General features: G+C 67.0%; 24 protein-coding genes. 21 read left to right on the top strand and 3 right to left on the bottom strand.

Features of this window, described 5'->3' with window-relative positions:
* Positions 1–16: 16 nt before the first annotated feature.
* From IAG39_RS03895 to prpF, 4 genes are all read left to right on the top strand, one after another.
* Complete coding sequence (locus IAG39_RS03895; protein ID WP_059371234.1) at positions 17–1,819, top strand: NAD(P)/FAD-dependent oxidoreductase; 1,803 nt, start codon at positions 17–19, stop codon at positions 1,817–1,819.
* 135 nt (positions 1,820–1,954) lie between these two features.
* Positions 1,955–2,665, top strand: coding sequence for a GntR family transcriptional regulator (locus tag IAG39_RS03890; protein ID WP_118931575.1), 711 nt, complete (start codon positions 1,955–1,957; stop codon positions 2,663–2,665).
* Positions 2,662–5,271 carry a Fe/S-dependent 2-methylisocitrate dehydratase AcnD gene (gene acnD / locus IAG39_RS03885; protein WP_118931574.1) on the top strand — a complete coding sequence of 870 codons (2,610 nt, stop codon included), beginning with the start codon at positions 2,662–2,664 and terminating at the stop codon, positions 5,269–5,271. Before IAG39_RS03890 ends, acnD begins: the two co-directional genes overlap by 4 nt.
* Positions 5,272–5,333: 62 nt before the next feature.
* On the top strand, positions 5,334–6,518 hold the full coding sequence (prpF, locus tag IAG39_RS03880; protein WP_118931573.1) for a 2-methylaconitate cis-trans isomerase PrpF: 1,185 nt from the start codon (positions 5,334–5,336) through the stop codon (positions 6,516–6,518).
* 69 nt (positions 6,519–6,587) lie between these two features.
* On the opposite strand, the gene IAG39_RS03875 is transcribed toward prpF, so the two are convergent.
* The gene (locus IAG39_RS03875; protein WP_118931572.1) at positions 6,588–7,259 is read right to left on the bottom strand and encodes an ankyrin repeat domain-containing protein; all 672 of its coding nucleotides are present in this window, start codon (positions 7,257–7,259) and stop codon (positions 6,588–6,590) included.
* A gap of 129 nt (positions 7,260–7,388) precedes the next feature.
* Between IAG39_RS03875 and IAG39_RS03870 the strand changes: the two genes are divergently transcribed.
* Positions 7,389–8,261: a LysR family transcriptional regulator gene (locus IAG39_RS03870; RefSeq protein WP_059371229.1), complete on the top strand. Its 873-nt coding sequence runs from the start codon at positions 7,389–7,391 to the stop codon at positions 8,259–8,261.
* Here IAG39_RS03870 and IAG39_RS03865 read toward each other — a convergent pair.
* Positions 8,245–9,447, bottom strand: coding sequence for an amidohydrolase family protein (locus IAG39_RS03865; protein ID WP_118931571.1), 1,203 nt, complete (start codon positions 9,445–9,447; stop codon positions 8,245–8,247). The two genes, IAG39_RS03870 and IAG39_RS03865, sit on opposite strands and share 17 nt — an antisense overlap.
* Positions 9,448–10,059: 612 nt before the next feature.
* On the opposite strand from IAG39_RS03865, the gene IAG39_RS03860 reads away from it, so the two are divergent.
* Both IAG39_RS03860 and IAG39_RS31465 read left to right on the top strand, forming a co-directional pair.
* Entirely contained in the window at positions 10,060–11,751 is a 1,692-nt protein-coding gene (locus IAG39_RS03860; protein WP_118931570.1) for a sodium:solute symporter family protein, read from the top strand.
* 28 nt (positions 11,752–11,779) lie between these two features.
* Positions 11,780–11,902: a putative transporter small subunit gene (locus tag IAG39_RS31465; RefSeq protein ID WP_217278763.1), complete on the top strand. Its 123-nt coding sequence runs from the start codon at positions 11,780–11,782 to the stop codon at positions 11,900–11,902.
* Positions 11,903–11,928: 26 nt separating this feature from the next.
* On the opposite strand, the gene IAG39_RS03855 is transcribed toward IAG39_RS31465, so the two are convergent.
* Positions 11,929–13,071 (bottom strand): glycosyltransferase, encoded by a 1,143-nt coding sequence (locus IAG39_RS03855; protein ID WP_118931569.1) that lies wholly within the window; start codon positions 13,069–13,071, stop codon positions 11,929–11,931.
* Positions 13,072–13,357: 286 nt separating this feature from the next.
* On the opposite strand from IAG39_RS03855, the gene IAG39_RS03850 reads away from it, so the two are divergent.
* The 14 genes from IAG39_RS03850 to ccmI all read left to right on the top strand — a co-directional run bounded on the left by IAG39_RS03850 (position 13,358) and on the right by ccmI (position 25,493).
* Positions 13,358–14,032 carry a heavy metal response regulator transcription factor gene (locus tag IAG39_RS03850; protein ID WP_118931568.1) on the top strand — a complete coding sequence of 225 codons (675 nt, stop codon included), beginning with the start codon at positions 13,358–13,360 and terminating at the stop codon, positions 14,030–14,032.
* Positions 14,029–15,411, top strand: a complete 1,383-nt coding sequence (locus IAG39_RS03845) for a heavy metal sensor histidine kinase (RefSeq protein WP_118931567.1) — start codon at positions 14,029–14,031, stop codon at positions 15,409–15,411. Before IAG39_RS03850 ends, IAG39_RS03845 begins: the two co-directional genes overlap by 4 nt.
* Before the next feature lie 78 nt (positions 15,412–15,489).
* Positions 15,490–15,981: a plastocyanin/azurin family copper-binding protein gene (locus IAG39_RS03840; protein ID WP_059371223.1), complete on the top strand. Its 492-nt coding sequence runs from the start codon at positions 15,490–15,492 to the stop codon at positions 15,979–15,981.
* Positions 15,982–16,023: 42 nt separating this feature from the next.
* The gene (locus tag IAG39_RS03835) at positions 16,024–17,826 is read left to right on the top strand and encodes a copper resistance system multicopper oxidase (protein WP_118931566.1); all 1,803 of its coding nucleotides are present in this window, start codon (positions 16,024–16,026) and stop codon (positions 17,824–17,826) included.
* An 8-nt stretch (positions 17,827–17,834) separates the two neighbouring features.
* Positions 17,835–18,830: a copper resistance protein B gene (locus IAG39_RS03830; protein ID WP_165867767.1), complete on the top strand. Its 996-nt coding sequence runs from the start codon at positions 17,835–17,837 to the stop codon at positions 18,828–18,830.
* Positions 18,831–19,019: 189 nt separating this feature from the next.
* On the top strand, positions 19,020–19,634 hold the full coding sequence (ccmA, locus tag IAG39_RS03825) for a cytochrome c biogenesis heme-transporting ATPase CcmA (protein ID WP_118931564.1): 615 nt from the start codon (positions 19,020–19,022) through the stop codon (positions 19,632–19,634).
* A 12-nt stretch (positions 19,635–19,646) separates the two neighbouring features.
* Positions 19,647–20,315, top strand: a complete 669-nt coding sequence (gene ccmB, locus IAG39_RS03820) for a heme exporter protein CcmB (RefSeq protein ID WP_118931563.1) — start codon at positions 19,647–19,649, stop codon at positions 20,313–20,315.
* A 7-nt stretch (positions 20,316–20,322) separates the two neighbouring features.
* Positions 20,323–21,057, top strand: a complete 735-nt coding sequence (gene ccmC, locus IAG39_RS03815) for a heme ABC transporter permease CcmC (protein WP_059371219.1) — start codon at positions 20,323–20,325, stop codon at positions 21,055–21,057.
* Entirely contained in the window at positions 21,054–21,236 is a 183-nt protein-coding gene (ccmD, locus tag IAG39_RS03810) for a heme exporter protein CcmD (RefSeq protein WP_316253428.1), read from the top strand. Before ccmC ends, ccmD begins: the two co-directional genes overlap by 4 nt.
* Entirely contained in the window at positions 21,229–21,696 is a 468-nt protein-coding gene (gene ccmE, locus IAG39_RS03805) for a cytochrome c maturation protein CcmE (protein ID WP_118931562.1), read from the top strand. The genes ccmD and ccmE overlap by 8 nt, the downstream gene beginning before the upstream one ends.
* Positions 21,693–23,669: a heme lyase CcmF/NrfE family subunit gene (locus tag IAG39_RS03800; RefSeq protein WP_118931561.1), complete on the top strand. Its 1,977-nt coding sequence runs from the start codon at positions 21,693–21,695 to the stop codon at positions 23,667–23,669. Before ccmE ends, IAG39_RS03800 begins: the two co-directional genes overlap by 4 nt.
* Positions 23,666–24,187 carry a DsbE family thiol:disulfide interchange protein gene (locus IAG39_RS03795; RefSeq protein WP_118931560.1) on the top strand — a complete coding sequence of 174 codons (522 nt, stop codon included), beginning with the start codon at positions 23,666–23,668 and terminating at the stop codon, positions 24,185–24,187. The genes IAG39_RS03800 and IAG39_RS03795 overlap by 4 nt, the downstream gene beginning before the upstream one ends.
* The gene (locus IAG39_RS03790; RefSeq protein ID WP_118931559.1) at positions 24,184–24,642 is read left to right on the top strand and encodes a cytochrome c-type biogenesis protein CcmH; all 459 of its coding nucleotides are present in this window, start codon (positions 24,184–24,186) and stop codon (positions 24,640–24,642) included. The genes IAG39_RS03795 and IAG39_RS03790 overlap by 4 nt, the downstream gene beginning before the upstream one ends.
* A complete protein-coding gene (gene ccmI, locus IAG39_RS03785; RefSeq protein ID WP_118931558.1) occupies positions 24,639–25,493 on the top strand; it encodes a c-type cytochrome biogenesis protein CcmI in 855 nt (284 codons plus the stop codon). The genes IAG39_RS03790 and ccmI overlap by 4 nt, the downstream gene beginning before the upstream one ends.
* Positions 25,494–25,499: the final 6 nt, after the last annotated feature.

Below are 25,499 nucleotides of genomic sequence, written 5' to 3'. Positions count from 1 at the left end.
GGCAAGGAGACTAGACATGCAGACCGATCAAGCCGGCGCCGCCCTGGACGCCGTGCTCGCGCGCCTGAACACGGCGCTGGGCAACAAGGACATCGATGGCGTCGCGGCGCTGTTCCAGGACGACTGCTACTGGCGCGACCTGGTGCTGTTCACCTGGAACATCCGCACGCTCGAAGGCCATGGCCAGATCCGCGACATGCTGCAACACCAGCTGCCGCAAGTGGAGCCGGTGCGCTTCAGCCTGGATCCCAAGGAAGCCGTATCGGAAGACGCCGGCCTGCTGCAAGGCTGGATCGAGATCGAGACCAACCGGGCCCGCGGCTACGGTCACATCCGCGTCCAGGACGGCAAGATCTGGACCCTGCTGACCACCATGTCCGAACTCAAGGGGCATGAGGAACCCAGCGGCCTGCGCCGCCCCAAGGGCGCCGAGCACGGCAGCAGCCGCACTCGCCAGACCTGGCTGGAAAAGCGCGAGCAGGAAGCCGCCGAACTCGGCTACCAGACCCAGCCCTACGTGCTCATCATCGGCGGCGGCCAGGGCGGCATCGCGCTGGGCGCGCGCCTGCGCCAACTGGACGTGCCGACCATCATCATCGAAAAGAACGCACGCGCCGGCGACAGCTGGCGGAAGCGCTACAAGTCCCTGTGCCTGCACGACCCGGTCTGGTACGACCACCTGCCCTACATCCCCTTTCCCGAGAACTGGCCCGTTTTCGCGCCCAAGGACAAGATCGGCGACTGGCTGGAGATGTACACAAAGATCATGGAACTGAACTACTGGACCTCCACCGTCTGCCAGTCGGCGCGCTACGACGAGCAGAAACAGGAATGGGAGGTCACGGTACTGCGCGAGGGCAAGCCCGTGGTGCTGCGGCCCAAGCAGTTGGTGCTGGCCACCGGCATGTCCGGCAAGCCCAATGTTCCCAGCTTCCCCGGCCAGGACGAATTCCAGGGCGAACAGCAGCACTCCTCGCAACACCCCGGCCCCGACGCCTACCGCGGCAAGAACGTGGTCGTCATCGGCGCCAACAACTCCGCGCACGACATCTGCGCGGCGCTATGGGAAGGCGGGGCCAACGTCACCATGGTGCAGCGCTCGTCCACCCACATCGTGCGTTCCGACACGCTGATGGACATCGGCCTGGGCGGCCTGTATTCCGAGCAGGCGCTGGCCAACGGCATGACCACGCGCAAGGCCGACCTGACGTTCGCCTCGCTGCCCTACAAGATCATGGCGCAGTTCCAGATCCCGCTCTATGACCAGATGCGCGAACGCGACGCCGGGTTCTACGCCAAGCTGGAAGAAGCCGGCTTCATGCTGGATTGGGGCGATGACGGTTCGGGCCTGTTCATGAAGTACCTGCGGCGCGGCTCCGGCTACTACATCGACGTCGGCGCCTGCGACCTGATCATCGACGGCAGCGTCAAGCTGCAGTCGCGCACCGACGTCAGCCACCTGACGCGCGACGCCGTGGTGCTGAAGTCCGGCGTCACGCTACCCGCGGACCTGGTGGTCTACGCCACCGGCTACGGCTCGATGAACGGCTGGGCCGCCGACCTGATCAACCGCGAAGTCGCCGACAAGGTTGGCAAGTGCTGGGGCCTGGGCTCGGACACCACCAAGGACCCCGGCCCCTGGGAGGGCGAGCAGCGCAACATGTGGAAGCCCACGCAGCAGGAGGCGCTCTGGTTCCATGGCGGCAACCTGCACCAGTCGCGGCACTACTCGCAGTACCTGTCGCTGCAGTTGAAGGCGCGGCAGGTCGGCATGCCCGTGCAGGTCTATGGTTTGCAGGAGGTGCACCACAAGCGGTAGGCGCCCGTCCTGCGCCCCATCGGGGCGGGCCGGGCTTGCGCCCGCCCTGCCCCCGAGGTAAATTGTTGACAATCTTGCGCCACGAGGCGCTTTTTTTCTAATTTTTCTTCCCGTAGCGGAAAGATTGTCAACACAATGAGCAAGGTGCTGACCCTGCCTGGCGCCGTCCCCGCCGATAACGAGACGCTTGCGGAACACATCTTCCGCAAGATCCAGTCCGCCATCGTCAAGGGTGAAATCGCCCCCGGCAGCAAGATTTCCGAGCCCGAGCTGGCCCGCATCCACGGCGTCAGCCGCGGCCCGCTGCGCGAAGCCCTGCACCGGCTCGAAGGCCAGAAGCTGCTGGTGCGCGTGCCCCATGCCGGCGCCCGCGTGGTGTCGCTGTCGCAGCAGGAACTGTCCGAACTCTACGAAATCCGCGAATCGCTGGAAGGCATGGCCTGCCGCCTGGCCGCCGAACGCATGCCGCCCTCGGAAATCGCCGAGCTGCGCGCCGTGCTGGAAGCGCACGAGCGCGACGAAGCCTTCCAGGCCGGGCTGGGCTACTACCAGCAGGAAGGCGACTACGATTTCCACTACCGCATCGTCAAGGGCAGCGGCAACCAGATGCTGTTCCGCATGCTCTGCGACGAGCTCTACCAGCTGGCGCGGATGTACCGCATCCAGTATTCGACCACCCCCAACCGCCCCCGGCAGGCTTACGCCGAACATCACCGCATTCTGGACGCCATCGCCGACGGCGATGGCGAGTTGGCTGAAATCCTGATGCGCCGCCACATCCGCGCATCCCGTCTCAACATCGAACAGCAGATCGCGCAGGGCAACCTGCAGCGCACCGAGGCATGAACCAAAACTACCGCAAGCCCCTGCCCGGCACTCGCCTGGACTACTTCGACACCCGCGCCGCCGTCGAGGCGATTTCGCCCGGGGCCTACGACCGCCTGCCCTACACCTCGCGCGTACTGGCGGAAAACCTGGTGCGCCGCTGCGATCCGGCCATGCTGACGGACGCGCTCAAGCAGCTGATCGAGCGCCGCCGCGACCTGGATTTCCCGTGGTTTCCGGCGCGCGTGGTCTGTCATGACATTCTCGGCCAGACCGCGCTGGTGGACCTGGCCGGCCTGCGCGACGCCATTGCCGACAAGGGCGGCGACCCCGCCAAGGTCAATCCGGTGGTGCCGGTGCAGCTGATCGTCGACCATTCGCTGGCCGTGGAGTACGGCGGCGACGATCCCGACGCCTTCGCCAAGAACCGCGCCGTGGAAGACCGCCGCAACGAGGACCGCTTCCATTTCATCGACTGGACCAAGCAGGCCTTCCGCAACATCGAAGTCGTGCCTCCGGGCAACGGCATCATGCACCAGATCAACCTGGAGCGGATGTCGCCCGTCATCTACACGCAGGACGGCGTGGCCTTCCCCGACACGCTGGTCGGCACCGACAGCCACACGCCGCACGTGGACGCGCTGGGCGTGATCGCCATCGGCGTGGGCGGCCTGGAAGCCGAGAACGTCATGCTGGGCCGCGCCTCGTGGATGCGCCTGCCCGACATCATCGGCGTGGAGCTGACCGGCCGCGCCCAGCCCGGCATCACCGCCACCGACATCGTGCTGACCCTGACCGAATTCCTGCGCAAGGAGAAGGTCGTGGGCGCCTACCTGGAGTTCTACGGCGCAGGCGCCGCCAGCCTCACGCTGGGCGATCGCGCCACCATCTCGAACATGGCGCCCGAGTACGGCGCCACGGCCGCGATGTTCTCCATTGACCAGCAGACCATCGACTACCTGCGCCTGACCGGCCGCGAGGACGAACAGATCGCCCTGGTCGAGAACTACGCCAAGACCACGGGCCTGTGGTCCGACAGCCTGAAGCACGCCGAATACGAGCGCGTGCTGCGCTTCGACCTGTCCAGCGTGGTGCGCACCCTGGCCGGCCCGTCCAATCCGCACCGCCGCCTGCCGGTCAGCGACCTGGCCGAGCGCGGCATCTCCGGCGTGGTGGAAAACAATCCCGGCCAGATGCCCGACGGCGCCGTGATCATCGCCGCCATCACCAGCTGCACCAACACCAGCAATCCGCGCAACGTCATCGCCGCGGGCCTGTTGGCGCGCAACGCCAACCGCGCCGGCCTGACCCGCAAGCCTTGGGTCAAGAGCTCGCTGGCGCCAGGATCCAAGGCCGTCTCGCTGTACCTGGACGAAGCCGGCCTGACCCCGGAACTGGAACAGCTGGGCTTCGGCGTCGTCGCCTTCGCCTGTACCACTTGCAACGGCATGTCGGGCGCGCTGGATCCCGTCATCCAGCAGGAAATCATCGATCGCGACCTCTACGCCACCGCCGTGCTGTCCGGCAACCGCAACTTCGACGGCCGCATCCATCCCTATGCCAAGCAGGCCTTCCTGGCCTCGCCGCCGCTGGTCGTGGCCTATGCCATTGCCGGCACCATCCGCTTTGACATCGAGCGCGACGTGCTCGGCACGGACGCCGCCGGCCGCGAGATCCGCCTCAAGGACATCTGGCCCAGCGATGAAGAGATCGACGCCGTGGTCAAGTCGGCGGTCAAGCCCGAGCAGTTCCGCAAGGTCTACGCCCCCATGTTCGGCATCCAGGACGACCGCAAGGCCGCCGTCAGCCCGCTGTATGACTGGCGCGCACAGAGCACCTACATCCGCCGCCCGCCGTACTGGGAAGGCGCGCTGGCTGGCGAACGCACGCTGCGCGGCATGCTGCCGCTGGCCGTGCTGGGCGACAACATCACCACCGACCACCTGTCGCCGTCCAACGCCATCCTGATGGACAGCGCCGCCGGCGAATACCTGCACAAGATGGGCCTGCCCGAAGAGGACTTCAACTCCTACGCCACCCATCGCGGCGACCACCTCACCGCGCAGCGCGCCACCTTCGCCAATCCCAAGCTCTACAACGAAATGGTGAAGAACGAGGACGGCACGGTGAAGCAAGGCTCGCTGGCCCGCGTGGAACCCGAAGGCAAGGTCATGCGCATGTGGGAAGCCATCGAAACCTACATGGACCGCAAGCAGCCGCTGATCATCGTGGCGGGCGCCGACTACGGCCAGGGCTCGTCGCGCGACTGGGCCGCCAAGGGCGTGCGCCTGGCCGGCGTGGAAGCCATCGTGGCCGAGGGCTTCGAGCGCATCCACCGCACCAACCTGATCGGCATGGGCGTGCTGCCCCTGGAATTCAAAGCGGGCGTGAACCGCAAGACGCTGGGGCTGGACGGCACCGAAAGCTATGACGTCATCGGCGAGCGCAAGCCGCGCGCCGACCTGACGCTAGTGATCCACCGCCGCAACGGCGAAACCGTCGAAGTCCCCGTGACCTGCCGCCTGGACACCGCGGAAGAGGTCTCGATCTACGAAGCCGGCGGCGTGCTGCAGCGCTTCGCCCAGGACTTCCTGGAAGCTTCCGGCGCCGACAAGAAGGCCGGCTGATCCGCCATCGGCCGGGCGGGCGCCGCGGCGCCCGCCCCAACACCCATCATCAGGACTGCCCCATGACCCATGCACCCCAGACCAAGATAGCCGCCACCTACATGCGCGGCGGCACCAGCAAAGGCGTGTTCTTCAAGCTCGATGACCTGCCCGAGTCCGCGCGCACGCCCGGCGCCGCGCGCGACGCGCTGCTCATGCGCGTGATCGGCAGCCCCGATCCCTACGGCAAGCAGATCGACGGCATGGGCGCGGCCACTTCCAGCACCAGCAAAACCGTCATCATCGGCAAGAGCACGCGCCCGGACCACGACGTGGACTACCTGTTCGGCCAGGTCTCCATCGACCAGCCCTTCGTGGACTGGAGCGGCAACTGCGGCAACCTGTCCGCGGCCGTCGGCCCGTTCGCCATCACCAACGGTCTGGTCGACCCCGCCCGCGTGCCGCAGGACGGCGTGGCCGTCGTGCGCATCTGGCAGGCCAACATCCAGAAGACCATCATCGCGCACGTGCCCATGACGGGCGGCGCGGTGCAGGAAACCGGCGACTTCGAACTGGACGGCGTGACCTTCCCGGCGGCTGAGCTGCGCCTGGAATTCATGGACCCGGCCGAGGAAGGCGACGGCGGCTCCATGTTCCCCACCGGCAAGCTGGTCGACGACCTGGAAGTGCCTGGCATCGGCACCTTCAAAGCCACCATGATCAACTCCGGCATCCCCACGATCTTCCTGGACGCCGAGGCCCTGGGCTACAAAGGCACCGAACTGCAGGACGACATCAACGGCGACGCCGCCGCGCTGGCGCGCTTCGAGACCATCCGCGCCCACGGCGCGCTGCGCATGGGCCTGATCAAGACGCTGGAAGAGGCCGCCAGCCGCCAGCACACGCCCAAGGTCGCCTTCGTGGCGGCGCCCAAGGAATACGTGTCCTCCAGCGGCAAGAAGATCGGCGCGGGCGACATCGACGTGCTGGTGCGCGCGCTCTCCATGGGCAAGCTGCACCACGCCATGATGGGCACCGCATCCGTCGCCATCGCCACTGCCGCGGCGGTGCCTGGCACGCTGGTCAACCTGGCGGCGGGCGGCGGCGAACGCGACAACGTCTGCTTTGGCCATCCGTCCGGCACCTTGCGCGTCGGCGCCGAGGCAAAGCTGGTCGACGGCGAATGGAAGGTCACCAAGGCCATCATGAGCCGCAGCGCCCGCGTGCTGATGGAAGGCCGCGTCCACGTGCCGCGCGAGGGCTTCTAAACCGGCCGGCGGTCGGCGGCATGAAAAACGGGGCTTGAGAGCCCCGTTTTTTTGCGCGGCGCCCGCGCCTCAGCCCTTCGCTCCCGCCGCCTCCAGCAGGCGCACGACCTCGGCCTGTCCGCGTTCACGCGCATGGCGCAGCGGCGTAATGCCCTTGCCGTCAGCCAGGTTGACGTCGGCGCCGGCTTCGATCAGCCGCTTGACGATGGCCTGATGGCGCGCGCCGCCATCGCCCAGGATCACGGCTTCCAGCAGGCCGGTCCAACCCAGGTTGTTCACATGATCCGCGTCCACGCCGGCGCGCAGCAGCATGTCCACCACTTCGACGTGGCCGCGCTCGCAGGCGGGAATAAGCGCCGTGCCGCCGTAGCGATTGGTGCTTTTCAGGTCGGCGCCATGCGCCAGCGTCAGCGCCAGGATCTCGCGATAGCCACGGGCGCCAGCCAGCAGGTAGGCGCTGTCGCGGATCGCGTTCTGCGCATTGACGTTGGCGCCGGCCTCGATCAGGACGCGCGCCGCTTCGACATGATTGCCTTGGGTCGCGCGCAGCAGCGGCGTATTGCCGTCCGCATCGCGCATATCCACGGCGGCGCCCTGCCCCAGCAGCTGCTTGACGCGGGCTGCGTCGCCATTGCCCGCGGCGGTCAACAGCGCGGTGTCCGGGCCCGCGGCCGCGGCCACGCCCCCCATGCCCAACAGGAATGCCGCCAGCCAAAGCCGGACCGCGCGAAAGATAGACATTGGTATTTCCTCCAGATCAACAGCCTGAGGCTCGGCGCATCGACTCGCGGCCTCGTGAGATTCCAAGTATGGCGGCCGGCCCAAGTATTATGAAATTAATTGGCTTGATAGATTCGAGTGGACATCCCAATGCTAGATCCGGTTCTGCTGCGCAGCTTTCTTACCGTCGTGGACACGGGCAACTTCACCCGCGCCAGCGAACACCTGCACCTGACGCAATCCACCGTCAGCCAGCACGTCATCCGGCTGGAAGAGAACCTGGGCTGCCGCCTGCTGGACCGCACGCAGCGCCATGTCCTGCCCACCGAGGAAGGCGAACGACTGCTGGGCTATGCCCGCAGCATCCTGCGGCTGGCTGAGGAAGCGCGCGAAAACGTGGCCGCTGCCCAGGCCAGCGCCGTGGTGCGCGTGGGCGCGCCCGAGGATTTCATGGGCGCCACGCTGATGCCTACCCTGGCCGCCGTGGAAGCGGCCTACCCGCGGCTGCGCGTGGAAGTAGAAGGCGGCCTCAGCCATCAGCTGCTGCGGCGCTACCGCGATGGCGAGTTGGACCTGCTGCTGGTCAAGCAATGGGAAGTGGACGCCGATTGCGATGCGCACTGGCCCGAACCCCTGTGCTGGATCACCGCCCGAGGCGCACCGCCGCCCGCGCCCGACACCGCAGTGCCGCTGGTGGCCTTTCCGTCCGGCGCGCTGTACCGTCAGGAAATGACCGCCATGCTGGAAACCAGCGGCAAGCCCTGGCACGTGCGCTTCTCCAGCCCCAGCCTCCCCAGCCTGAGCGCCGCCGTCGCGGCGGGACTGGGGATCAGCCTGCTGCCCGCCGCCTGTGCCACCGCCGAACACCGGCTGCTCACGCCAGAAGAAGGATTTCCGGCGCCGCGCGGCCTGCACTTGTCGCTGTATGCGCGCTCACGGCTCAGCGACGCGGGCCACGCGCTGCGCCGCGCGCTGACGGACTTTTGCACGCAGCGCGCCGCGCAGGTCACGCCGCCGGCGTGACGCTGGCGTATGCTTGCGCTGCCTCGCCCACGGGTTTGCCCTTGCGGAACAGAAAGCGCTGCGCCGGCACCGCAGCAACCGCTGCCGCGCCGTTTGGCGCGGGCAACGCCACGAAGTTCGCCTCGTTGCCCGCCTGCAGGCCGTAGCCGTCCAGGCCCAGCACCGCCGCACCCGCATGCGACGCCATGTGCAAGGCCGTCAACAGGTCGTCGTCCGTGTAGAAGCCCGAGCGGTAGCCGATCAGCATCGCGCGCTGCAGCATGTCGCCATTGCCATAAGGCCACCAGCAATCCTGGATGTTGTCGTTGCCCGTGAATACCTGCACGCCCGCCGCGCGCAGCGCCAGTATCGGCGGAAAAGCCCGGTCGCCCGGCGCGTTCGTCATGATGGCCACGCCGGCGTCGGCCAGCTTGCCCGCCACGTCCTCCAGCGCCCCTTGGTCGACGTCGCCCAGCGCATAGGCGTGGCTGATGGCGACCCGGCCCGCCAGGCCCAGCGCCCGCGTCCGCGCGGCGATGCGGGCAATCTGCGCGACGCCCTGTACGCCCGGCTCGTGCAGGTGGATATCGATCTTCGCGCCCAGCCGCTCGGCAATGCCGAAAACGCAATCCAGCTGGCCTTCGGCATCGCCATCCAATGTCGACGGATCGATGCCGCCCACCACCTCGGCGCCTTCGCGCACAGCCGCCTCCAGCCATTGCGGCGTGCCTGGACAGGACATCACGCCGGCCTGTGGAAAGGCCACCAGTTCGATGTCGACGATGCCGCGCCATTTCTCGCGCGCCGTCATGACGGCATGCAGATTGGCCAGTTCGGTCGTAGCGTCCACGTCCACATGGCAGCGCATCGCCATCGTGCCGAATGCCGCGGCTTGCGCGATGAGGGCATCGGCGCGCCCTTCGATGGGCGGTGCGGCGGCCAGTTCCTGCTTCTCGATGGCCAGCCGTTCGCGCAGGCTGGTTGCGGGCCGGTGCGGCCGCCAGCGATCGCCGACGAAACTCTTGTCCAGGTGGATATGGCCGTCGACAAAGCCCGGCAGCACCAGGTGTCCGCGCAGGTCGGTCACCTGCGCTGCGCCCGCGGCAGGCGGCTCGGCGCCCAGCGCCAAGATGCGGCCATCGCGCACGTGCATGAATAGGGGATTGCCGTCTGCTCCCACGGCGTTGAGGTATACGCGGTCAGTCATGTGTCGTCTCGGTCTTGCGCGGCCATGCCGTACGCATGGCCCGGGCTTGCGTACACCTTATCGGAGGACTCGCGCCGCGGCCAATTAAGTGTTGCGATACCCGTCAATGCGAATCGCGATACCCGCGCATGCACACCTGATGGACGCATGCTGGACTAGCGCGGGGTATGTCCCTATACTTTGCGCCTGTTGTAGTTCATTACGCATGCAGCCAGACGATGCACATCGCTGGAAGCATCCATCACACGGCCGCGCACAGCGGCCCGGCGTGTAACGCCGAAACACCCATACCCAGCCGTAAAGGCTGCGGAACAAAACTCCTGCTTACCAGGCAGGACCATCGCTCGCCGCATCGGGCAACGTAAAAAAGCAACCAGCGTTCTGCGCTATGCGGCAGCAAGACACCTATACGGTGTGCCTTATTGCTGTCCGTCCGAGGGCGTGTCCAATCACGTCCGCGCCGGGCAGGCATGCGATCGCGCCTACGGCCGCTCGCCTGGTGTTTCGGCTGCGTCACAGGGGTTTGCCGCCCATCGCATCCCGCGGAAACGGCCTTCATGCAGCCATGACTGTCCGTCATGAACACGCTGTCAAGGAGAAAGGACGAAGACGATGCAAGAAACAGAATTCTTTCAGCTATCCGCCACCACAGCCATCCTGTTGCTGGTGGGGTTCTATGGGGTGACCTTCCTCATGTCGCTGCTGATCAGCCAGAAGAACGAGAACGTAGACGGCTACATGGTGTCGAACAATGCGGTCGGCTTCGGCCTGTCCACCGCCAGCATGATCGCCACCTGGATCTGGGCCGCGTCGTTCTACGCCAGCGCCACCTCGGGCTACAAATACGGCCTGTCCGGCCCGCTGCATTATGGCTTCTGGGGCGCGCTGATGATTCTCTTCATCTATCCCTTCGGCAAGCGCTTCCGCAAGCTGGCGCCCAAGGCCCATACGCTGGCCGAGGTCATACACGCGCGCCACGGCACCTCCAGCCAGATGATCATGGCGGTGTCGAACATCGTCGGCAGCTGCATCAGCCTGATGGTGAACTTCACCGCGGCCGGCGCGCTGGTTTCGATCCTGAGTCCGCTCAGCTTCATCCAGGGCGTGCTCATCGCCGGCCTGGGCGTGCTGTCCTACACGCTGTGGTCGGGATTCCGCACCTCGGTGATGACGGACTTCGCGCAACTGGCCGCCATGATCATCGCGGCGGTCGTCATCATCCCGCTCATCTTCTTCAACGCGGGCGGACCCGACGTGCTGTCGGCCAACATGTGGCGGCTGAGCGCCGACCAGGCGGACTTCTATTCCACCCGCGCCATCCTGGAACAGGGCGCGCCCTACTTCGTGGCCGTGCTGGCCTACGCCATCGGCAACCAGACCATCGCGCAGCGCCTGTTCGCGGTACGCGAAGACTTGATCAAGCCCACCTTCCTGACGGCCACGGCGGGATATGGCGCCGTCGTGATCGGATTGGGCATGCTGGGTCTGTTGGCGCTCTTCGTCGGCCTGGAACCCGCCAACGGCGACATGAACAACATCATCCCGCAGATGGCGTCGACCTATCTGCCGCCCTTCGGCATCGCGCTGTTCTTCCTGCTGGTGGTGGGCTCGCTGTCTTCGACCGCCGACTCCGACCTGGCCGCGCTGTCGGCCATCGTCATGACCGATGTGTACGCCAAGAACCTGGCTGGCGGCCGCCCCGATCCGCGCCGCATGCTGTGGTGGGGCCGTATCACCATGATCGTCGCCACGATGGTGGGCGTGATCTTCGCCAGCCTGCGCCTGGATATCCTGGTCATGCTGGTGTTCGTCGGCGCGCTGTGGGGCGCCATCGTGTTCCCCGTCATCGCCAGCTTCTACTGGGACCGCGTCGACAACCGCGCCTTCGTCAGCGCCGTGCTCAGCGCCGTAGTCCTGTTCACCGTCGTGCGCTTTGAATTGCTGCCCATCACCGGCGCCGTCGCCGTGTTCTTCGAGATCTGCTCGGCCATCGGCGGCGGCGTGGTGCTGGGCCTCATGACCTTCGGGTTCTTCGGCCGCACCGCGGCGCTCGCCGTGGGCGCCCTGGGCATGCTGGTCATGCTGCCCCTGTTCGTGGGCACTTTGCGCGAATACATCGTCCTGATGGGCTCGCTGACCGCCTACGGCGTCAGCGCCACGGTCTGCGCCGGCCTCAGCCTGCGCAACCAGCAACGCTTCGATTTCAGCCTGCTGGCCGACCGCGTGACTTCCTTCCAGGAAGCGCAGGACGCCCTGTCCGCCCCTGCCGTGCAACGCCCCGAAGTCCAGCCAGCCCAAGGCTGAGCATCCATCCCGCAACAAGGAGACCGATATGTGGTTGACGTTCTATTTTCTGGTGTGGCCGGCCATTTCCGCCCTCATCCTGGCGCTGCTGTGCGTGACGCTATGGCAGGACATCCGCGCGGCCAGGCGTAGCGGCAAAGCGATGGTCTGAGGCCGTGAGCCGGGGTCCGTTGCCATTCACGCCAGCCGCAACGGACGCTGGGCCTGCGCCCGCGCCTCGAGGTAGACCGCGTGCGTGTCCGCCACGAAGCGCGACAGGGCGAAGTCCCGCAGGGCTTTCTCCCGCGCCGCGCGCCCCATGGGACCCAATAGCTGCGGTTGCGCCAGGATCTCGCGCAGCACGCCTGCCACGGCCTCGGGCGCGCGCGCCGGAACCACCCAGCCGTCCAGCCCCGCATGCACGTTCTCGGCCAGCCCGCCGGCATTGCTGACGACGACCGGCACGCCCATGGCCATCATCTCCCGGCACGCGAACGAGATGGTCTCCATCTCCGAGGACAGCACAAAGCCCACGTCCAGCGCGGCCACGAAGGACCGCACGTCGTCCAGCAGGCCTGCGAAGATCACTTGATCCTCCATGCCCAGTTCGCGCACCCGCCGGCGCTGATGTTCACCGGGCGGCTCGCCGGCGATCATGACGACGATGCGCGCGCGCAACTGGGCAGGCAGCAAGGACACCGCCTCGACCATGTCCGGCCAACGCTTGTAGTCCGCGGTGCCTGCATTGCTGCCGACCACCAGGCGGCCAACATGCGCGGCCGGCAGCCAACGGCGGCGGGCTTCATCCACCGCTTGCGGCGAGGGCGGCCTGAACCGCTCCACGTCCACGCCGTTGCGCACGGTGCGCAGGCCGCAGCGCCCGAATGCGCTGCCCGCCAGCTTGCGGCGCGTGTGCTCGCACACGCAGATGACGCGGTCCGTCGCCAGCCGGGCGCGCAGCATCGTGCCCAAGCTGCTGGCGGTCCGGTCGTTGTGCTGCGTGTACACCACCGCGGGGCTGTCCGCTCCCAGACCCAAGCCCGCCAGCATGCACACGCGGTGGTCGGCAGAGCCGTTGACGTGCGCGATGTCGAAACGCTCCTGCACCAGCAGCCGCCGCAGGCGGCGCGCATTGGGCAGGGCGGCCAGCAGGCCGCCGCGGAAATCCAGCGCTTCGGCCCGCACGCCTGGCATGGCCAAGGCCGCGTTGAACAACCGGCTGCCTGGCGGCGCCGCCACGACGATATCGTGCGCGCCGCGCAGCGCGCGGGCCAGCGACAGCACATACGTGGTGTGCCCGCCGCCGTCGCCGCGATGGAAATTGGTGTACAGGATCTTCATCGCGGAACGCCTGTTCAGATCCTGGACGGACCAGCCCCGCCGGCAGGCGTCCGCGCATATCGCCATGCACATTTTGGCGCGCAGGATGCATAATGCGCGGCAACGGCAATTTCATCGTTGGCCGTTGCCAAGCTCTTCGAGAAAGATTTTCGAGCACTCACGGATCGTTCCTTGCATTTCAGCGCCGCCAAGCGGGAACTTGGCTGACCCGCTGAACTCTACGCAGTCGGCAATTACAGAAGCCGGACCGACTCATTACATTTATGCAAGGAAAGCGAGGCGCCCCATGCGTATCCTCTTGATCGAAGATGAAAGAAAGCTGGCGGACTACGTCCGCAAAGGATTGACCGAGCACAACTACGTGGTCGACATCGCCCGCGACGGCGTCGACGGACGGCATGCCGCCATCGAAGGCGACTACGACGTGGTGGTGCTGGACGTGATGCTGCCGGGCGTCGACGGTTTCGGCGTGCTGGCGGACCTGCGCAAGCACAAGGAAACGCCGGTCCTGATGCTGACCGCACGCGACAAGGTGGAAGACCGCGTGCGCGGCCTGGAGGGCGGTGCGGACGACTACCTCGTCAAGCCCTTCGCCTTTTCCGAGCTGCTGGCGCGGATCCAGGCCCTGTTGCGCCGCGGCCGCGGGCAGGAATCGACGCTGCTCAGGCTTGCCGACCTGGAGATGGACCTGGCGCGACGCAAGGCGCAAAGAGGCGGCATGCGCCTGGACCTGACCGCCAAGGAATTCACGCTGCTGACGCTGATGCTGCGCCGCCATGGCCAGGTGCTGTCCCGTACCGTGCTGGCCGAACAGGTATGGGACATGAACTTCGACAGCGACACCAACGTCATTGAAGTCGCCGTGCGGCGCCTGCGGGCAAAGATCGACGATCCGTTCGAGACCAAGCTGCTGCATACCGTGCGCGGCATGGGCTACGTGCTGGAGCTGCGTGAAAAATGAAGCTGCCGCGCATCGCGTCCATGGAAATCCGGCTCACGCTGCTGCTCGGCGTCATTGCGCTGGTGGTGTCCAGCGTCGCCGGCTACACCTTGTTCTGGGCCTTGAAGCGCGAGGTGCAGCGCCAGGAGATCACCGAGGTGGCGGGCAAGCTGGAGCTCATCAACCACCTCATCGGCATGCAGGCCACGCTGGCGCAGATGCAGGATCTGCGCGGCGCCCTGGACAACATCATGGTCGGTCACGGCAACCTCAAGACCTGGATCACGCTCGCCGACGGCAGCGTGTTCTACGGCGACGCGCCGCCCGTGGACGTACGGCCCCTATCCGGCCGCGAGATCAGGCTGCACTCCCAGGACGGCTGGAACATGCGCGGACTGCGCGTGCCGCTGGAAGGCACGCTGCTGCCTGGCGCCGAGCTCACCGTGGCCGTGAACCTGCGTCCCGGCACGCAGTTCCTGTATGCCTTTGCCACCGCGCTGGTCCTGATCTGCGCCATCTGGGTCGGCGCCACGCTGGTGCTGTCGGCGTGGGCCGTGCGGCGCTCGCTGTCGCCCATCCGCCGCCTGTCGCAGCAGGCCGCCCGGATCCAGCCGGACAATCTTGCCGTGCGCCTGCCGGAACAGGGCATAGACCGCGAGCTGCGCGAATTTACCCATACCTTCAACGGCATGCTGGGCCGGGTGCAAACGGCCTACCAGCAGATGGAAGGCTTCAACGCCGACGTGGCGCACGAACTGCGCACGCCCCTGGCCACGCTGATCAGCGGCGCCGAGGTCATCCTGTCGTCCCCGCGTTCCGAGCAGGAGCTGCGCGAGGTGCTGGAGTCCAACCTGGAGGAACTGGAAGGGCTGAAGGCGCTGGTCAACGACATGCTGTTCCTGGCCCGCGCCGACGGCGGCGAACCGGCGGGGGACCTGCAGGAAGTGGACGTGCGCCGGGAGGTCGCCCGCGTGGCCGAATACTACGAGGCCGCGCTGGACGAAGCCGGCGTTTCCCTGACCGCGCACGGCGCCGCCACCCTGATGGCCAACCCGCGGTTGTTGCGGCGCGCCATCGCCAACCTGCTCAGCAACGCCATCCGCGCCACGCCCCACGGACGCGGCATCGACCTCTATTGCATCACCCGGCAGGACGAGATCGAAATCAGGGTCAGGAACCCCGGCGCGCCGATCGCAGCGGAGGCGCTGCCGCGCATCTTCGACCGCTTCTACCGGGGCGACGATGCCCGCAGCCGGCGCGCCGACGGGCACGGCCTGGGCCTGGCCATCGTCCGCGCCATTGCCCGCATGCACGGCGGCAACGCGTTCGCCCGTTGCGGCGGCCAGGGCACCGAGGTCGGCTTCACGCTGTCCCGGACGCCGAACATTACAGGAAAGTAATCCTCCCGACAGGTTGCGGTGTGGAGCGCGTCACTAAAGTGGCGCCTCCTACCCCCAATTCGAGTCTAGAGGATACGCATGAAGAAACTGGTGAAACTCGCGCAGGGCGCCGTCGCCGCGGGCGCCCTTTTGCTTTCCTTCGGCGCCATGGCTGCCCCCGGCCACGGCGCGGGCCACGGCGGCGGCCATGAAGCCGCAGCCCCCATCGGCAAGCCCGGCAACCCCGCCAAGGTCTCGCGCACGATCGTGGTCGACATGACGGATGCGATGCGCTTCACGCCGGACAAGATCGACGTCAAGGCAGGCGAGACCATCCGTTTCAAGGTCAGCAATTCCGGCAAGATCCGCCACGAAATGGTGCTGGGCACCACGGCGGACCTGAACAGCCACTACCAGATGATGCTCAAGGATCCGGGCATGCGCCACGAGGAACCGAACTCCGTGTCGCTGGAAGCGGGCAAGGCCGGCGACATCGTCTGGACCTTCGACAAGGCGGGCACCGTCGCCTTCGCCTGCCTCGAACCCGGACACTATCCCGCCGGCATGAAGGGCGCGGTTTCCGTCAAGTAATCCACAGCCGGGATGCCGGTCCGGCTACCGGGGAGATAGAGCATGAGTAGAGCAGTTTCGAATCCGCGCCGCCGGTTTGTGCAGGGCCTGGCCACGGGCGGCGCGCTGGCCGGCATGGGTCTGTGGAGTCCGTCCTCATGGGCGCAGTCCGGCGCCGCCCGGCAGAGCGTGCTGTCGGGCACCGAGTTCAACCTGGAGATCGGCGAGAGCCCCGCCAATTTCACTGGCGCTCCCCGCATCGCAACCACGGTCAACGGCATGCTGCCCGCGCCCACGCTGCGCTGGCGCGAAGGCGACCGCGTCACGCTGCGCGTCACCAACCGCCTGCGCGAAGATACCTCGATCCACTGGCACGGCATCATCCTGCCCACCGGCATGGACGGCGTGCCCGGCCTGAGCTTTCCCGGCATCGCGCCAGGCGAAACCTTCACCTACCAGTTCGACGTGGGCCAGAGCGGCACGTACTGGTATCACAGCCATTCCGGCTTCCAGGAGCAGACGGGACTGTACGGCGCCATCGTCATCGATCCCAAGCGCCCGGACCCGGTACGCGCGGACCGCGATTACGTCGTCCTGCTGTCCGACTGGACCGACGAGGACCCCATGAGCGTGTTCCGCAAGCTCAAGGTGATGCCCGACTACTACAACTACATCCAGCCCACGGTCGGCAGCCTGATGGACGACGCCGAGAAATCCGGCTGGAAGAACGCGCTGAACGAACGGCTCATGTGGCAGAAGATGCGCATGAACCAGACCGACCTGGCCGACGTCTCGGGCGCGACCTACACCTTCCTCACCAACGGCAAGTCGCCAGCCGGCAACTGGACCGGCCTGTTCCGTCCGGGCGAACGGATCCGCCTGCGCTTCATCAACGGGTCTGCCATGACCTACTTCGACGTGCGCATCCCCGGCCTGAAGATGACGGTGGTGGCCGCCGACGGCCTGGCCGTGCGCCCGGTGGAAGTGGAAGAATTCCGCATCGCGGTGGCCGAGACCTATGACGTCATCGTCGAACCTCAAGACGAGCGCGCCTACACGATCTTCTCGCAGGCCATGGACCGCTCCGGCTATGCCCGCGGCACGCTGGCGCCGCGCGAAGGCATGCAGGCCGAGATCCCGGCGCTGGATCCGGTGCAGGTGCTGACCATGATGGACATGGGCATGGCGCACGACATGCCCGGCATGGACATGGGCGGGTCGCAGGCCGGCGGCATGGACCACGGCGCACAGGGCGCGATGAACCATGGCGCCCAGGGCGGCATGAATCACGGCTCCATGGCAGGCATGGACCATGGCGCGGGCGGCAACGAAGGCGGCATGGTCGAGGTCAAGCACCCCTACCCCGCCGAATACAGTCCCGCCAACTCCATGGTGCCCGACATCGTTTCGACCCGGCTGGACGATCCCGGCGTGGGCCTGCGCAACAACGGCCGCCGCGTGCTGACCTATGCGGACCTGCACTCCATGGTCGAACCCGCCGACAACCGCCCGCCGACCCGCGAGATCGAGCTGCACCTGACCGGCAACATGGACCGCTACATGTGGTCGTTCAACGGACTGAAGTTCACCGAAGCCAAGCCCATCGTGCTCAAGTACGGCGAGCGCGTGCGCTTCGTGCTGGTCAACGACACCATGATGACGCACCCCATCCACCTGCATGGCTTGTGGAGCGACCTCGAATCCGCCGATGGCAATTTCCAGGTGCGCAAGCACACGATCAGCCTGAACCCGGCGCAGCGCCTCAGTTACCGCGTCAGCGCGGACGCGCGCGGCAACTGGGCCTATCACTGCCACTTGCTGTTCCACATGGAGGCCGGCATGTTCCGCGCGGTCGTCGTGGAATAGGAGGAATAATGAGAACAACGACTTCCAGAAAGCACTGGCCCGGGCTCGTCGCGGGCGCCGCCCTTCTTTCCGCCGCATCCGGACTGGCCGTGGCGCAGACGCCGGCGGGAACCATGAGCGGCATGGACCATGGTTCGATGCAAGGCATGGATCATGGATCGATGCAAAGCCAGGCGCCAGCCGCGAAGCAGAGCATGGATCACAGCACGATGCCGGGTATGGACCACAGCTCGATGCCCGGCATGGATCACAGCGCCATGCCCGGCATGGACGAAGCCCCGCCCAAAGGCCCGCCGGTGGGTTCGCTGCCCTCCAGCGACGGCAGCACGGAGCAGCGCTACGCCGCCTATCGCATCCATCCGCACATGATGGACAACGTCGTCACCAGCCACCTGCTGTTCGACAAGCTCGGCGTCGCCTACGACCGCAACGAACAAACCAGCCTGCAATGGGACGGCCAATTCTGGATCGGCCGCGACCTGAACAAGCTCTGGATCAAGAGCGAAGGCGATCGGCTGAACGGCAGCACGGACGCCAAGATCGAGGCCTTCTGGAGCCACACGATCTCTCCGTTCTGGGATCTGCAGCTGGGTGCGCGGCGCGATTTCGGCACGGGTCCGAAACGCAACTGGGCCGCGTTCGGCGTGCAGGGCGTGGCGCCCTATGGCATCGAAACCGAGATCACCGGCTATGTCGGCGGATCCGGCAGGACCGCGTTGGCGCTGAAGGCGGAATACGATCTGCTGCTTACCCAGCGCCTGATCCTCACGCCCGAGATCGAAGCCAGCTTGTACGGCAAGAATGACGAAGCGCGCGGCGTGGGTTCCGGACTGTCCGACGCCTCGTTCTCCTTGCGGCTGCGCTACGAAGTCACGCGCGAGTTCGCGCCTTATGTCGGCGTGTCGTTCGGACGCAAGTTCGGCAAGACCGCAAGCTACGCCAGCGAAGCCGGAGAAAGCCGTTCCGAACGCGCGATCCTGGCCGGCGTGCGCATCTGGTTCTAAGCATCGCCGGCGCCGCGATTCGCGGCGCCGGTCAGAACTTTTTCAACTGCTACGCCCGCATCCGCGCAAGCTGTGCTGAAACACGGCCATTTCCGCTCGAACATTACAGGAATGTAAACCGCCAGCAATCTGGCGGTCAGACGCGCCTCCCTATAGTTTCCCCTTTGTCCACACAGCGACGGGGCGGCAATGCTTGAAGCGATGGATCTGGGTTGCATGCGCGCTGAGCGCCCGCTGTTCAAGCAGCTGACCCTGCGCGTGGCGCCCGGCGAATGCCTGTTCGTCCACGGACGCAACGGCAGCGGCAAGACCAGCCTGCTGCGCATTCTGGCGGGCTTGGCGCGGCCCGCCCGCGGCAAGGTGCTGTGGCAGGGACTCGGCATCTCGCAATCCGGCAGCAGGTATCGCAGCCAGTTCTTCTATCTGGGCCATGCCGACGGCCTCAGTGGCGAACTCAGCGCCATCCAGAATCTGCGGGCGCTGCAGGCCGCAAGCGGAGACGCGGACCGTCCCGCGGCGATTGCGTCCGCGCTGCGCGACGCAGGCCTCGAAAGCAGGCAGCATCTTCCGATCCGTGCCCTGTCGGCTGGCCAGAGGCGGCGGGCAGCCCTCGCTCGCTTGCTTGCCGATTTCCGCCCCCTCTGGATTCTCGACGAACCCGTGACCGCCCTGGACGCCGCCGCCCACTCATGGCTGGCACGCGCCATGGATCGCCATCTGCGCGATGGCGGCGCGATCGTGGCGACGAGTCATCAGGAGATCGCGCTGGACCATCCGCACCAGCAGATCCGGCTTGGCCCCTAGCGCATGAGTTCCATGACGAAATCGTTCGCAGCCATTGCGCTGCGCGACCTGCGCATCGCCCAACGGCGCGCCAGCGACACGCTGACACCGCTGGCCTTCTTCCTGGTGGCCGCCAGCCTGTTCCCCCTGGCTGTCGGCCCCGAACGGGAAATGCTGCGCGCCATTGCGCCGGGCGTGCTCTGGGTGATGGCCTTGCTGTCCTGCCTGATGTCGCTGGGCCGCCTGTTCGAGGCAGACCATCGCGACGGTTCGCTGGAGCAGTTGATCCTGTCCGCCGCGCCCTTGCCGGTGATCGTGCTGGGCAAGGTCGCGGCCCACTGGCTGCTGTCCGGTTTGCCGCTGACCCTGCTTGCGCCCGTGCTGGGCCTGCAATTCGGCCTGGATGCCGCCGCCCTTCTGATCCTGACGCTGGGCCTGGCCATCGGCACGCCCGCGCTTGGCCTGATCGGCGCCATAGGCGCGGCGCTCACCCTGACCGCGCGCGGCGGCGGCACGCTGCTGGCCCTGCTGGTGCTGCCCCTCTTCATTCCCATTCTGGTATTCGGCGCGGGCGCGGTACAGGCGGCCCAAAGCGGCCTGGGCGCGAATGCGCACCTGTCGCTGCTGGGCGCCGTGCTGGCCTTGTCCCTGTTCCTCGCGCCGCTGGGCGCGGCGGCCGCCATACGCATCTCGCTTGAATGAGGAGCCCATGATCCGCTGGTTTCACTATGCCTCGCCCAAGGCCTTCTATCCCCTGGCCGGAAAAGCGATCCCCTGGTTCGCCACGGCCGCGGTCCTGCTGGCCGCGGCCGGCCTCTATATCGGCTTTATCGCCGCGCCTGCCGATTTTCAGCAGGGCCAGGGCTACCGCATCATCTTCGTCCACGTCCCGGTCTCCTGGATGTCGATGTTCGTTTATCTGGTGATGGCGTTCTGGGCGCTGATCCACCTGGTTTTCAACAGCAGACTATCGGCCATGATGATCGCCGCGCTGGCGCCCACCGGCGCGCTGTTCACGTTTCTTTCGCTGTGGACCGGCGCGCTGTGGGGCAAGCCCATGTGGGGCGCCTGGTGGGTCTGGGACGCGCGTCTGACCTCGGAATTGATCCTGCTGTTCCTGTACGCGGGCTACATCGCGTTGAAGGCCGCCATCGACGATCCGCAGCGTGCCGACCGCGCCGGATCGGTGCTGGTGCTGGCCGGCGTGGTCAACATTCCCATCATCTATTTCTCGGTGCAATGGTGGAGCACCCTGCACCAGGGCGCTTCGGTCTCGCTGACCGCAGCGCCCAGCATGGCCGGCATCATGCTCGCCGGCATGCTGCTGATGTCCCTGGCCGCGTGGATGTACAGCATCGCAACGGCGCTGGCGCGCCTGCGCTGCATCGTGCTCGAACGCGAGCGGCACGCGGCCTGGATCCGCGAACAATGGAGTAGCGAATGATGCACTGGTCCAGTCTGGGCGAGTTCCTCGCCATGGGCGGTTACGCGGTTTACGTGTGGGGATCGCTGCTGATGACGGCGTTCCTGCTGGGCAGCGAGCAGCTGCTGCTGGCGCGCCGCCGCCGCGCGATCCTGGCGGGGCCGCACCCCGCTGAACGGCGGGAGGACAACGATGAATAAGCGGACGCGGCGCTTGTGGCTGGCCCTGGGCGGCCTGGCTTCGGTGGGCGTGGCCAGCGCCCTGGTGCTCAACGCCTTCCAGAGCAATCTGGTGTTCTTCTACACGCCCACCCAGGTCAGCAACAACGAAGCGCCGGCAGGACGCGCCTTCCGCGTGGGCGGCATGGTCGAAGCCGGCAGCGTGCAGCGCACGCCGGGCGCGCTGACCGTCCGTTTCGTCGTGACCGACACGGCCCACACCGTCCCCGTGGCCTATGAAGGCATCCTGCCGGACCTGTTCAGCGAAGGAAAGGGCGTCGTGGCGCAGGGCCGGCTGGACGGCGATGGCCTGTTCCGCGCCGACGAAGTGCTGGCCAAGCATGACGAGAACTACATGCCGCCCGAGGCGCAGCACGCGATCGATCAGGCCGTATCGCAGGCCGCACCGAAGACCGCCCCCCAGGAGGCCCTCTCCCGATGATTCCGGAACTCGCTCATTTCGCCCTGATCCTGACGCTGTTCGTGGCACTGGCGCAAGGCGCGCTCGCGCTGCGGGGCGCGGCCCTGGACCGTGCGGACTGGATCGCCATTGCCCGGCCCGCCGCACGGATCCAATTCCTGCTGGTGTCCTTCAGCCTTGCGGCGCTGGTCTGGTCGTTCGCGGCCAAGGACTATTCGGTGGCCTATGTGGCGTACAACTCGAATTCCCAATTGCCCTTGTTCTACCGCATCGCGGCGACCTGGGGCGGGCATGAAGGCTCGCTGCTGCTGTGGCTGTTCATGCAGACCGGCTGGGCCTGCGCGGTCAGCCTGCTGTCGCGGCAATTGCCGGACGCCATGGTCGCGCGCGTGCTGGGCGTGCTGGGCTTGATCAGCGCGGGTTTCCTGCTGTTCGTGTTGCTGACGTCGAATCCGTTCGAGCGCCTGGTCCCGGCCCCGGCCGACGGGCTGGACCTGAACACGCTGCTGCAGGACATCGGCCTGATCCTCCACCCGCCGCTGCTATACATGGGCTATGTGGGCTTCTCGGTGGCGTTTGCGTTCGCCATCGCCGCGCTGCTGTCGGGCAATCTGGACGCGGTCTGGGCCCGCTGGTCGCGGCCTTGGACCACGGCGGCCTGGCTGTTCCTGACCCTGGGCATCGCGGTCGGCAGCTGGTGGGCCTACTACGAGCTGGGCTGGGGCGGCTGGTGGTTCTGGGACCCGGTGGAAAACGCCTCCTTCATCCCCTGGCTGGCCGGCACGGCGCTGATCCATTCGCTGGCCGTGACCGAGAAGCGCAGCAGCTTCAAGAGCTGGACCGTGTTGCTGGCGATCGGCACGTTCTCGCTGGCGCTACTGGGCGCGTTCCTGGTGCGCTCGGGCGTGCTGACCTCGGTGCACGCGTTCGCCACGGATCCGGCGCGCGGCGTTTTCATCCTGGCGCTGTTCACGGTCACGGTCGGCAGCTCCCTGTTCCTGTATGCCTTGCGCGCGCCCCGGATAGGTCACGGCGGCCAGTTCGCGTTCGTATCGCGCGAGTCGCTCCTGCTGGTCAACAACGTGCTGCTCGCGGTTGCCGCCGCGAGCGTGCTGCTGGGTACGCTGTATCCGCTGATCATCGACGCGCTGGGCCTGGGCAAGCTGTCGGTCGGACCGCCCTACTTCAACGCGGTCTTCGTGCCGCTGATGGTGCCCGCGCTGTTGCTCATGGCGGTGGGGCCTATCGCCAACTGGAAATCGGCCGATGCCGCCAGCCTGCTCAAGCGCCTTGCGATTCCCGCATTGCTGGCCGTGCTGGCGGCCGCGGGCGCCCCCCTGCTCTTCGGCCGCTGGTCCGCGGGCGCGGCCTTGGGGCTGGGACTGGCCGTGTGGTTGGCGGCCGCCATCGCCGCAGACGTGACCAAGCGCATCCGCGCGACCCGCGACCGCTGGTGGCGCCAGCCTCGCAGCTGGCTGGGCATGCATCTGGCTCATCTGGGCGTGGCGGTATTCGTCGCCGGGGTTGCGCTGGTGGGCAGCTACGAGACCGAACAGGATCTGCTGCTGCAACCCGGGCAAAGCGCGCCGGTGGCCTCCTACCGCGTCGAGTTCATGGGCGTGGCACGCGTGCGCGGCCCGAACTACGAATCCGATATGGGTACCTTCGCGCTCTACCGCGGTGAAAAGCGCCTGCGCGACCTGCATCCCGAAAAACGCACCTATGCGTCCTCGGCGCTGCCGATGACGGAGGCGGCCATCGCCGCCAACGGCCTGCGCCACGTCTACGTCGCCCTGGGCGAACCCATGGAGCAAGGCGCCTGGAGCGTGCGCCTGTACTACAAGCCCTTCGTGGACTGGATCTGGGGCGGCTGCATCCTCATGGCCCTGGGCGGCCTGCTGGCGATCAGCGATCCGCGCTACCGCCTGAAACGCCGCGAAAAAAAGCAACCGCAACGCACAGCACCGCAGGCGCCGGTGGAGGCTCGGCCATGAGCCGCTATATCTGGCCCCTGGCGGGCTTCGTGGTGCTGGTGTTCTTTCTGGGAATAGGCCTGACCCTCAACCCGTCCGAAGTGCCGTCTCCACTTATCGACAAGCCCGCGCCCGCTTTCGCCCTGCCCGAACTGCATGAACCCCGCAAGACCTTCACGCCTGAGCGCATGAAAGGCCGGGTCTGGGTGTTGAACGTCTGGGCGTCGTGGTGCTATGCCTGCCTGACGGAACACCCCTATATCCAGGAGTTGTCATCGCAGCACGGCGTGCCTGTCATAGGCTTGAACTACAAGGACATACGGGACGAAGCCATCGCCTGGCTGGCGCGCAACGGCGATTCCTACGAGGCCTCCGTGTCCGACACCGACGGCAAGGTCGGCATCGACTATGGCGTCTACGGTGTGCCGGAGACCTTCGTCATCGACCAGGCCGGGACCATCCGCTACAAGCACATCGGCCCGGTGACGCGCGAATCCCTGCGCGACACCCTGCTTCCGCTGATCCGGGGGCTGCAATGAAGATACTCCTGCGCGTATTCGCGCTCTCGCTGGCGCTGGGCCACGGCGCGGCCGCCCATGGCTCGCCCGAGGACCGCCGCGTCACCGAGATCGCCTCGGAACTGCGCTGTCTGGTCTGCCAGAACGAATCCATCGCCGCCTCGCGCGCCGACCTCGCCGTCGATCTGCGGCGTCAGATCCGCCAGCAACTGGACGCCGGCAAGTCCGAGGCCGACATCCTGGCCTATATGGAGGCCAGGTACGGCGACTTCATCCTCTACCGGCCGCGCCTGAAAGCCTCCACGCTGCTGCTCTGGTTCGGCCCCGCCGCGCTGCTGGCCGCCGGGCTGGCCGCGCTGGCCCTGACCTTGCGCCGGCGCAGGCTGCGCCAGCACCGCCCCGCGCTGACGCCTGCGGAGCGCCGAGCCGCCGACGCCCTGCTCGGCATCGACGCTGAAAAAGGACCTGGAACATGATGCAGTTTTTCTATCTGTCGGCCGCCTTGATGGCCGCCGTCGTGACCCTATGGTTGATCGCCGCGTTGCGGCGCACGCCCGCCGCCAGCGCCGCGGACAAGCGCCGGGCGGCGAACGTGGCGGTGCTGCGCGACCAGCTGCACGAACTTGAACGGGACCGCGCAAACGGCATCCTGTCGCAAGACGCCTTCGTGGAAGCGCGCACCGAACTGCAGCGCCTGGCGCTGGAAGAAGCCAGCCAGGCGCAAGGGCATGCACCCGCGCCCGGCCGCGGCCGTCTGCTGCCCGCCAGCCTGGCCATCGCGCTGCCGCTGGCAGCCATACTGGTCTATGTCGCCCTGGGCAATCCTGGCGCCATCGCGCCGCCCCCGGCGCCTGCCGCACAGCCCCAAGTCACCGCCGCCGACATCCAGGCCATGGTGGCAAAACTGGAGGCCCGGCTGGCCGCCAATCCCGACGACTATCAGGGATGGCTGATGCTGGCCCGGTCCCACCGCTACTTCGGCAGGCACGCCGACGCGGTCCAGTCCTTTGCCCGGGCCGCGCCGGTGGTGGACAGCAACCCGGCAGCGCTGGCCGAATACGCCGAATCCCTGGTGCTCAGCGCCAATCGGGGCTTCGGCGGGCAGCCTGACCAGCTGTTGCGGCGCGCGCTGGACCTCAACCCCGAGGAGCCGTTGGCCCTGGTGCTGGCGGGCGCAAGCCGCTTCGACCAGCGCGACTTCCCGGCAGCCATCGATTTCTGGCAGCGCCTGCTGGCCAGGCTGCCTGCCGGCAGCGACATGGCGCGCACGGTCAACGAGGGCATCGCGCTGGCCCGCGAGCGCCAGCGCGAAGGCGCGGCGCCATGACCGCGG

It is taken from the genome of Achromobacter xylosoxidans, from assembly GCF_014490035.1.
Classification (GTDB): domain Bacteria; phylum Pseudomonadota; class Gammaproteobacteria; order Burkholderiales; family Burkholderiaceae_B; genus Achromobacter; species Achromobacter bronchisepticus_A.
Note: the sequence above shows the minus strand (reverse complement) of the source record. Positions and strands in the feature narration are given on the sequence as shown.

Coding starts and splice junctions, on each gene's coding strand:
- IAG39_RS03850 (WP_118931568.1), top strand. CDS start 13,358: ATGCGTATCCTCTTGATCGAAGATGAAAGAAAGCTGGCGGACTACGTC.
- IAG39_RS03865 (WP_118931571.1), bottom strand. CDS start 9,447: ATGACTGACCGCGTATACCTCAACGCCGTGGGAGCAGACGGCAATCCC.
- ccmA (WP_118931564.1), top strand. CDS start 19,020: ATGCTTGAAGCGATGGATCTGGGTTGCATGCGCGCTGAGCGCCCGCTG.
- ccmE (WP_118931562.1), top strand. CDS start 21,229: ATGAATAAGCGGACGCGGCGCTTGTGGCTGGCCCTGGGCGGCCTGGCT.
- IAG39_RS03790 (WP_118931559.1), top strand. CDS start 24,184: ATGAAGATACTCCTGCGCGTATTCGCGCTCTCGCTGGCGCTGGGCCAC.
- IAG39_RS03840 (WP_059371223.1), top strand. CDS start 15,490: ATGAAGAAACTGGTGAAACTCGCGCAGGGCGCCGTCGCCGCGGGCGCC.
- IAG39_RS03890 (WP_118931575.1), top strand. CDS start 1,955: ATGAGCAAGGTGCTGACCCTGCCTGGCGCCGTCCCCGCCGATAACGAG.
- ccmD (WP_316253428.1), top strand. CDS start 21,054: ATGATGCACTGGTCCAGTCTGGGCGAGTTCCTCGCCATGGGCGGTTAC.
- IAG39_RS03795 (WP_118931560.1), top strand. CDS start 23,666: ATGAGCCGCTATATCTGGCCCCTGGCGGGCTTCGTGGTGCTGGTGTTC.
- prpF (WP_118931573.1), top strand. CDS start 5,334: ATGACCCATGCACCCCAGACCAAGATAGCCGCCACCTACATGCGCGGC.
- acnD (WP_118931574.1), top strand. CDS start 2,662: ATGAACCAAAACTACCGCAAGCCCCTGCCCGGCACTCGCCTGGACTAC.
- IAG39_RS03845 (WP_118931567.1), top strand. CDS start 14,029: ATGAAGCTGCCGCGCATCGCGTCCATGGAAATCCGGCTCACGCTGCTG.
- IAG39_RS03835 (WP_118931566.1), top strand. CDS start 16,024: ATGAGTAGAGCAGTTTCGAATCCGCGCCGCCGGTTTGTGCAGGGCCTG.
- IAG39_RS03830 (WP_165867767.1), top strand. CDS start 17,835: ATGAGAACAACGACTTCCAGAAAGCACTGGCCCGGGCTCGTCGCGGGC.
- IAG39_RS03875 (WP_118931572.1), bottom strand. CDS start 7,259: ATGTCTATCTTTCGCGCGGTCCGGCTTTGGCTGGCGGCATTCCTGTTG.
- IAG39_RS31465 (WP_217278763.1), top strand. CDS start 11,780: ATGTGGTTGACGTTCTATTTTCTGGTGTGGCCGGCCATTTCCGCCCTC.
- ccmB (WP_118931563.1), top strand. CDS start 19,647: ATGACGAAATCGTTCGCAGCCATTGCGCTGCGCGACCTGCGCATCGCC.
- IAG39_RS03800 (WP_118931561.1), top strand. CDS start 21,693: ATGATTCCGGAACTCGCTCATTTCGCCCTGATCCTGACGCTGTTCGTG.
- ccmI (WP_118931558.1), top strand. CDS start 24,639: ATGATGCAGTTTTTCTATCTGTCGGCCGCCTTGATGGCCGCCGTCGTG.
- IAG39_RS03870 (WP_059371229.1), top strand. CDS start 7,389: ATGCTAGATCCGGTTCTGCTGCGCAGCTTTCTTACCGTCGTGGACACG.
- ccmC (WP_059371219.1), top strand. CDS start 20,323: ATGATCCGCTGGTTTCACTATGCCTCGCCCAAGGCCTTCTATCCCCTG.
- IAG39_RS03860 (WP_118931570.1), top strand. CDS start 10,060: ATGCAAGAAACAGAATTCTTTCAGCTATCCGCCACCACAGCCATCCTG.
- IAG39_RS03855 (WP_118931569.1), bottom strand. CDS start 13,071: ATGAAGATCCTGTACACCAATTTCCATCGCGGCGACGGCGGCGGGCAC.
- IAG39_RS03895 (WP_059371234.1), top strand. CDS start 17: ATGCAGACCGATCAAGCCGGCGCCGCCCTGGACGCCGTGCTCGCGCGC.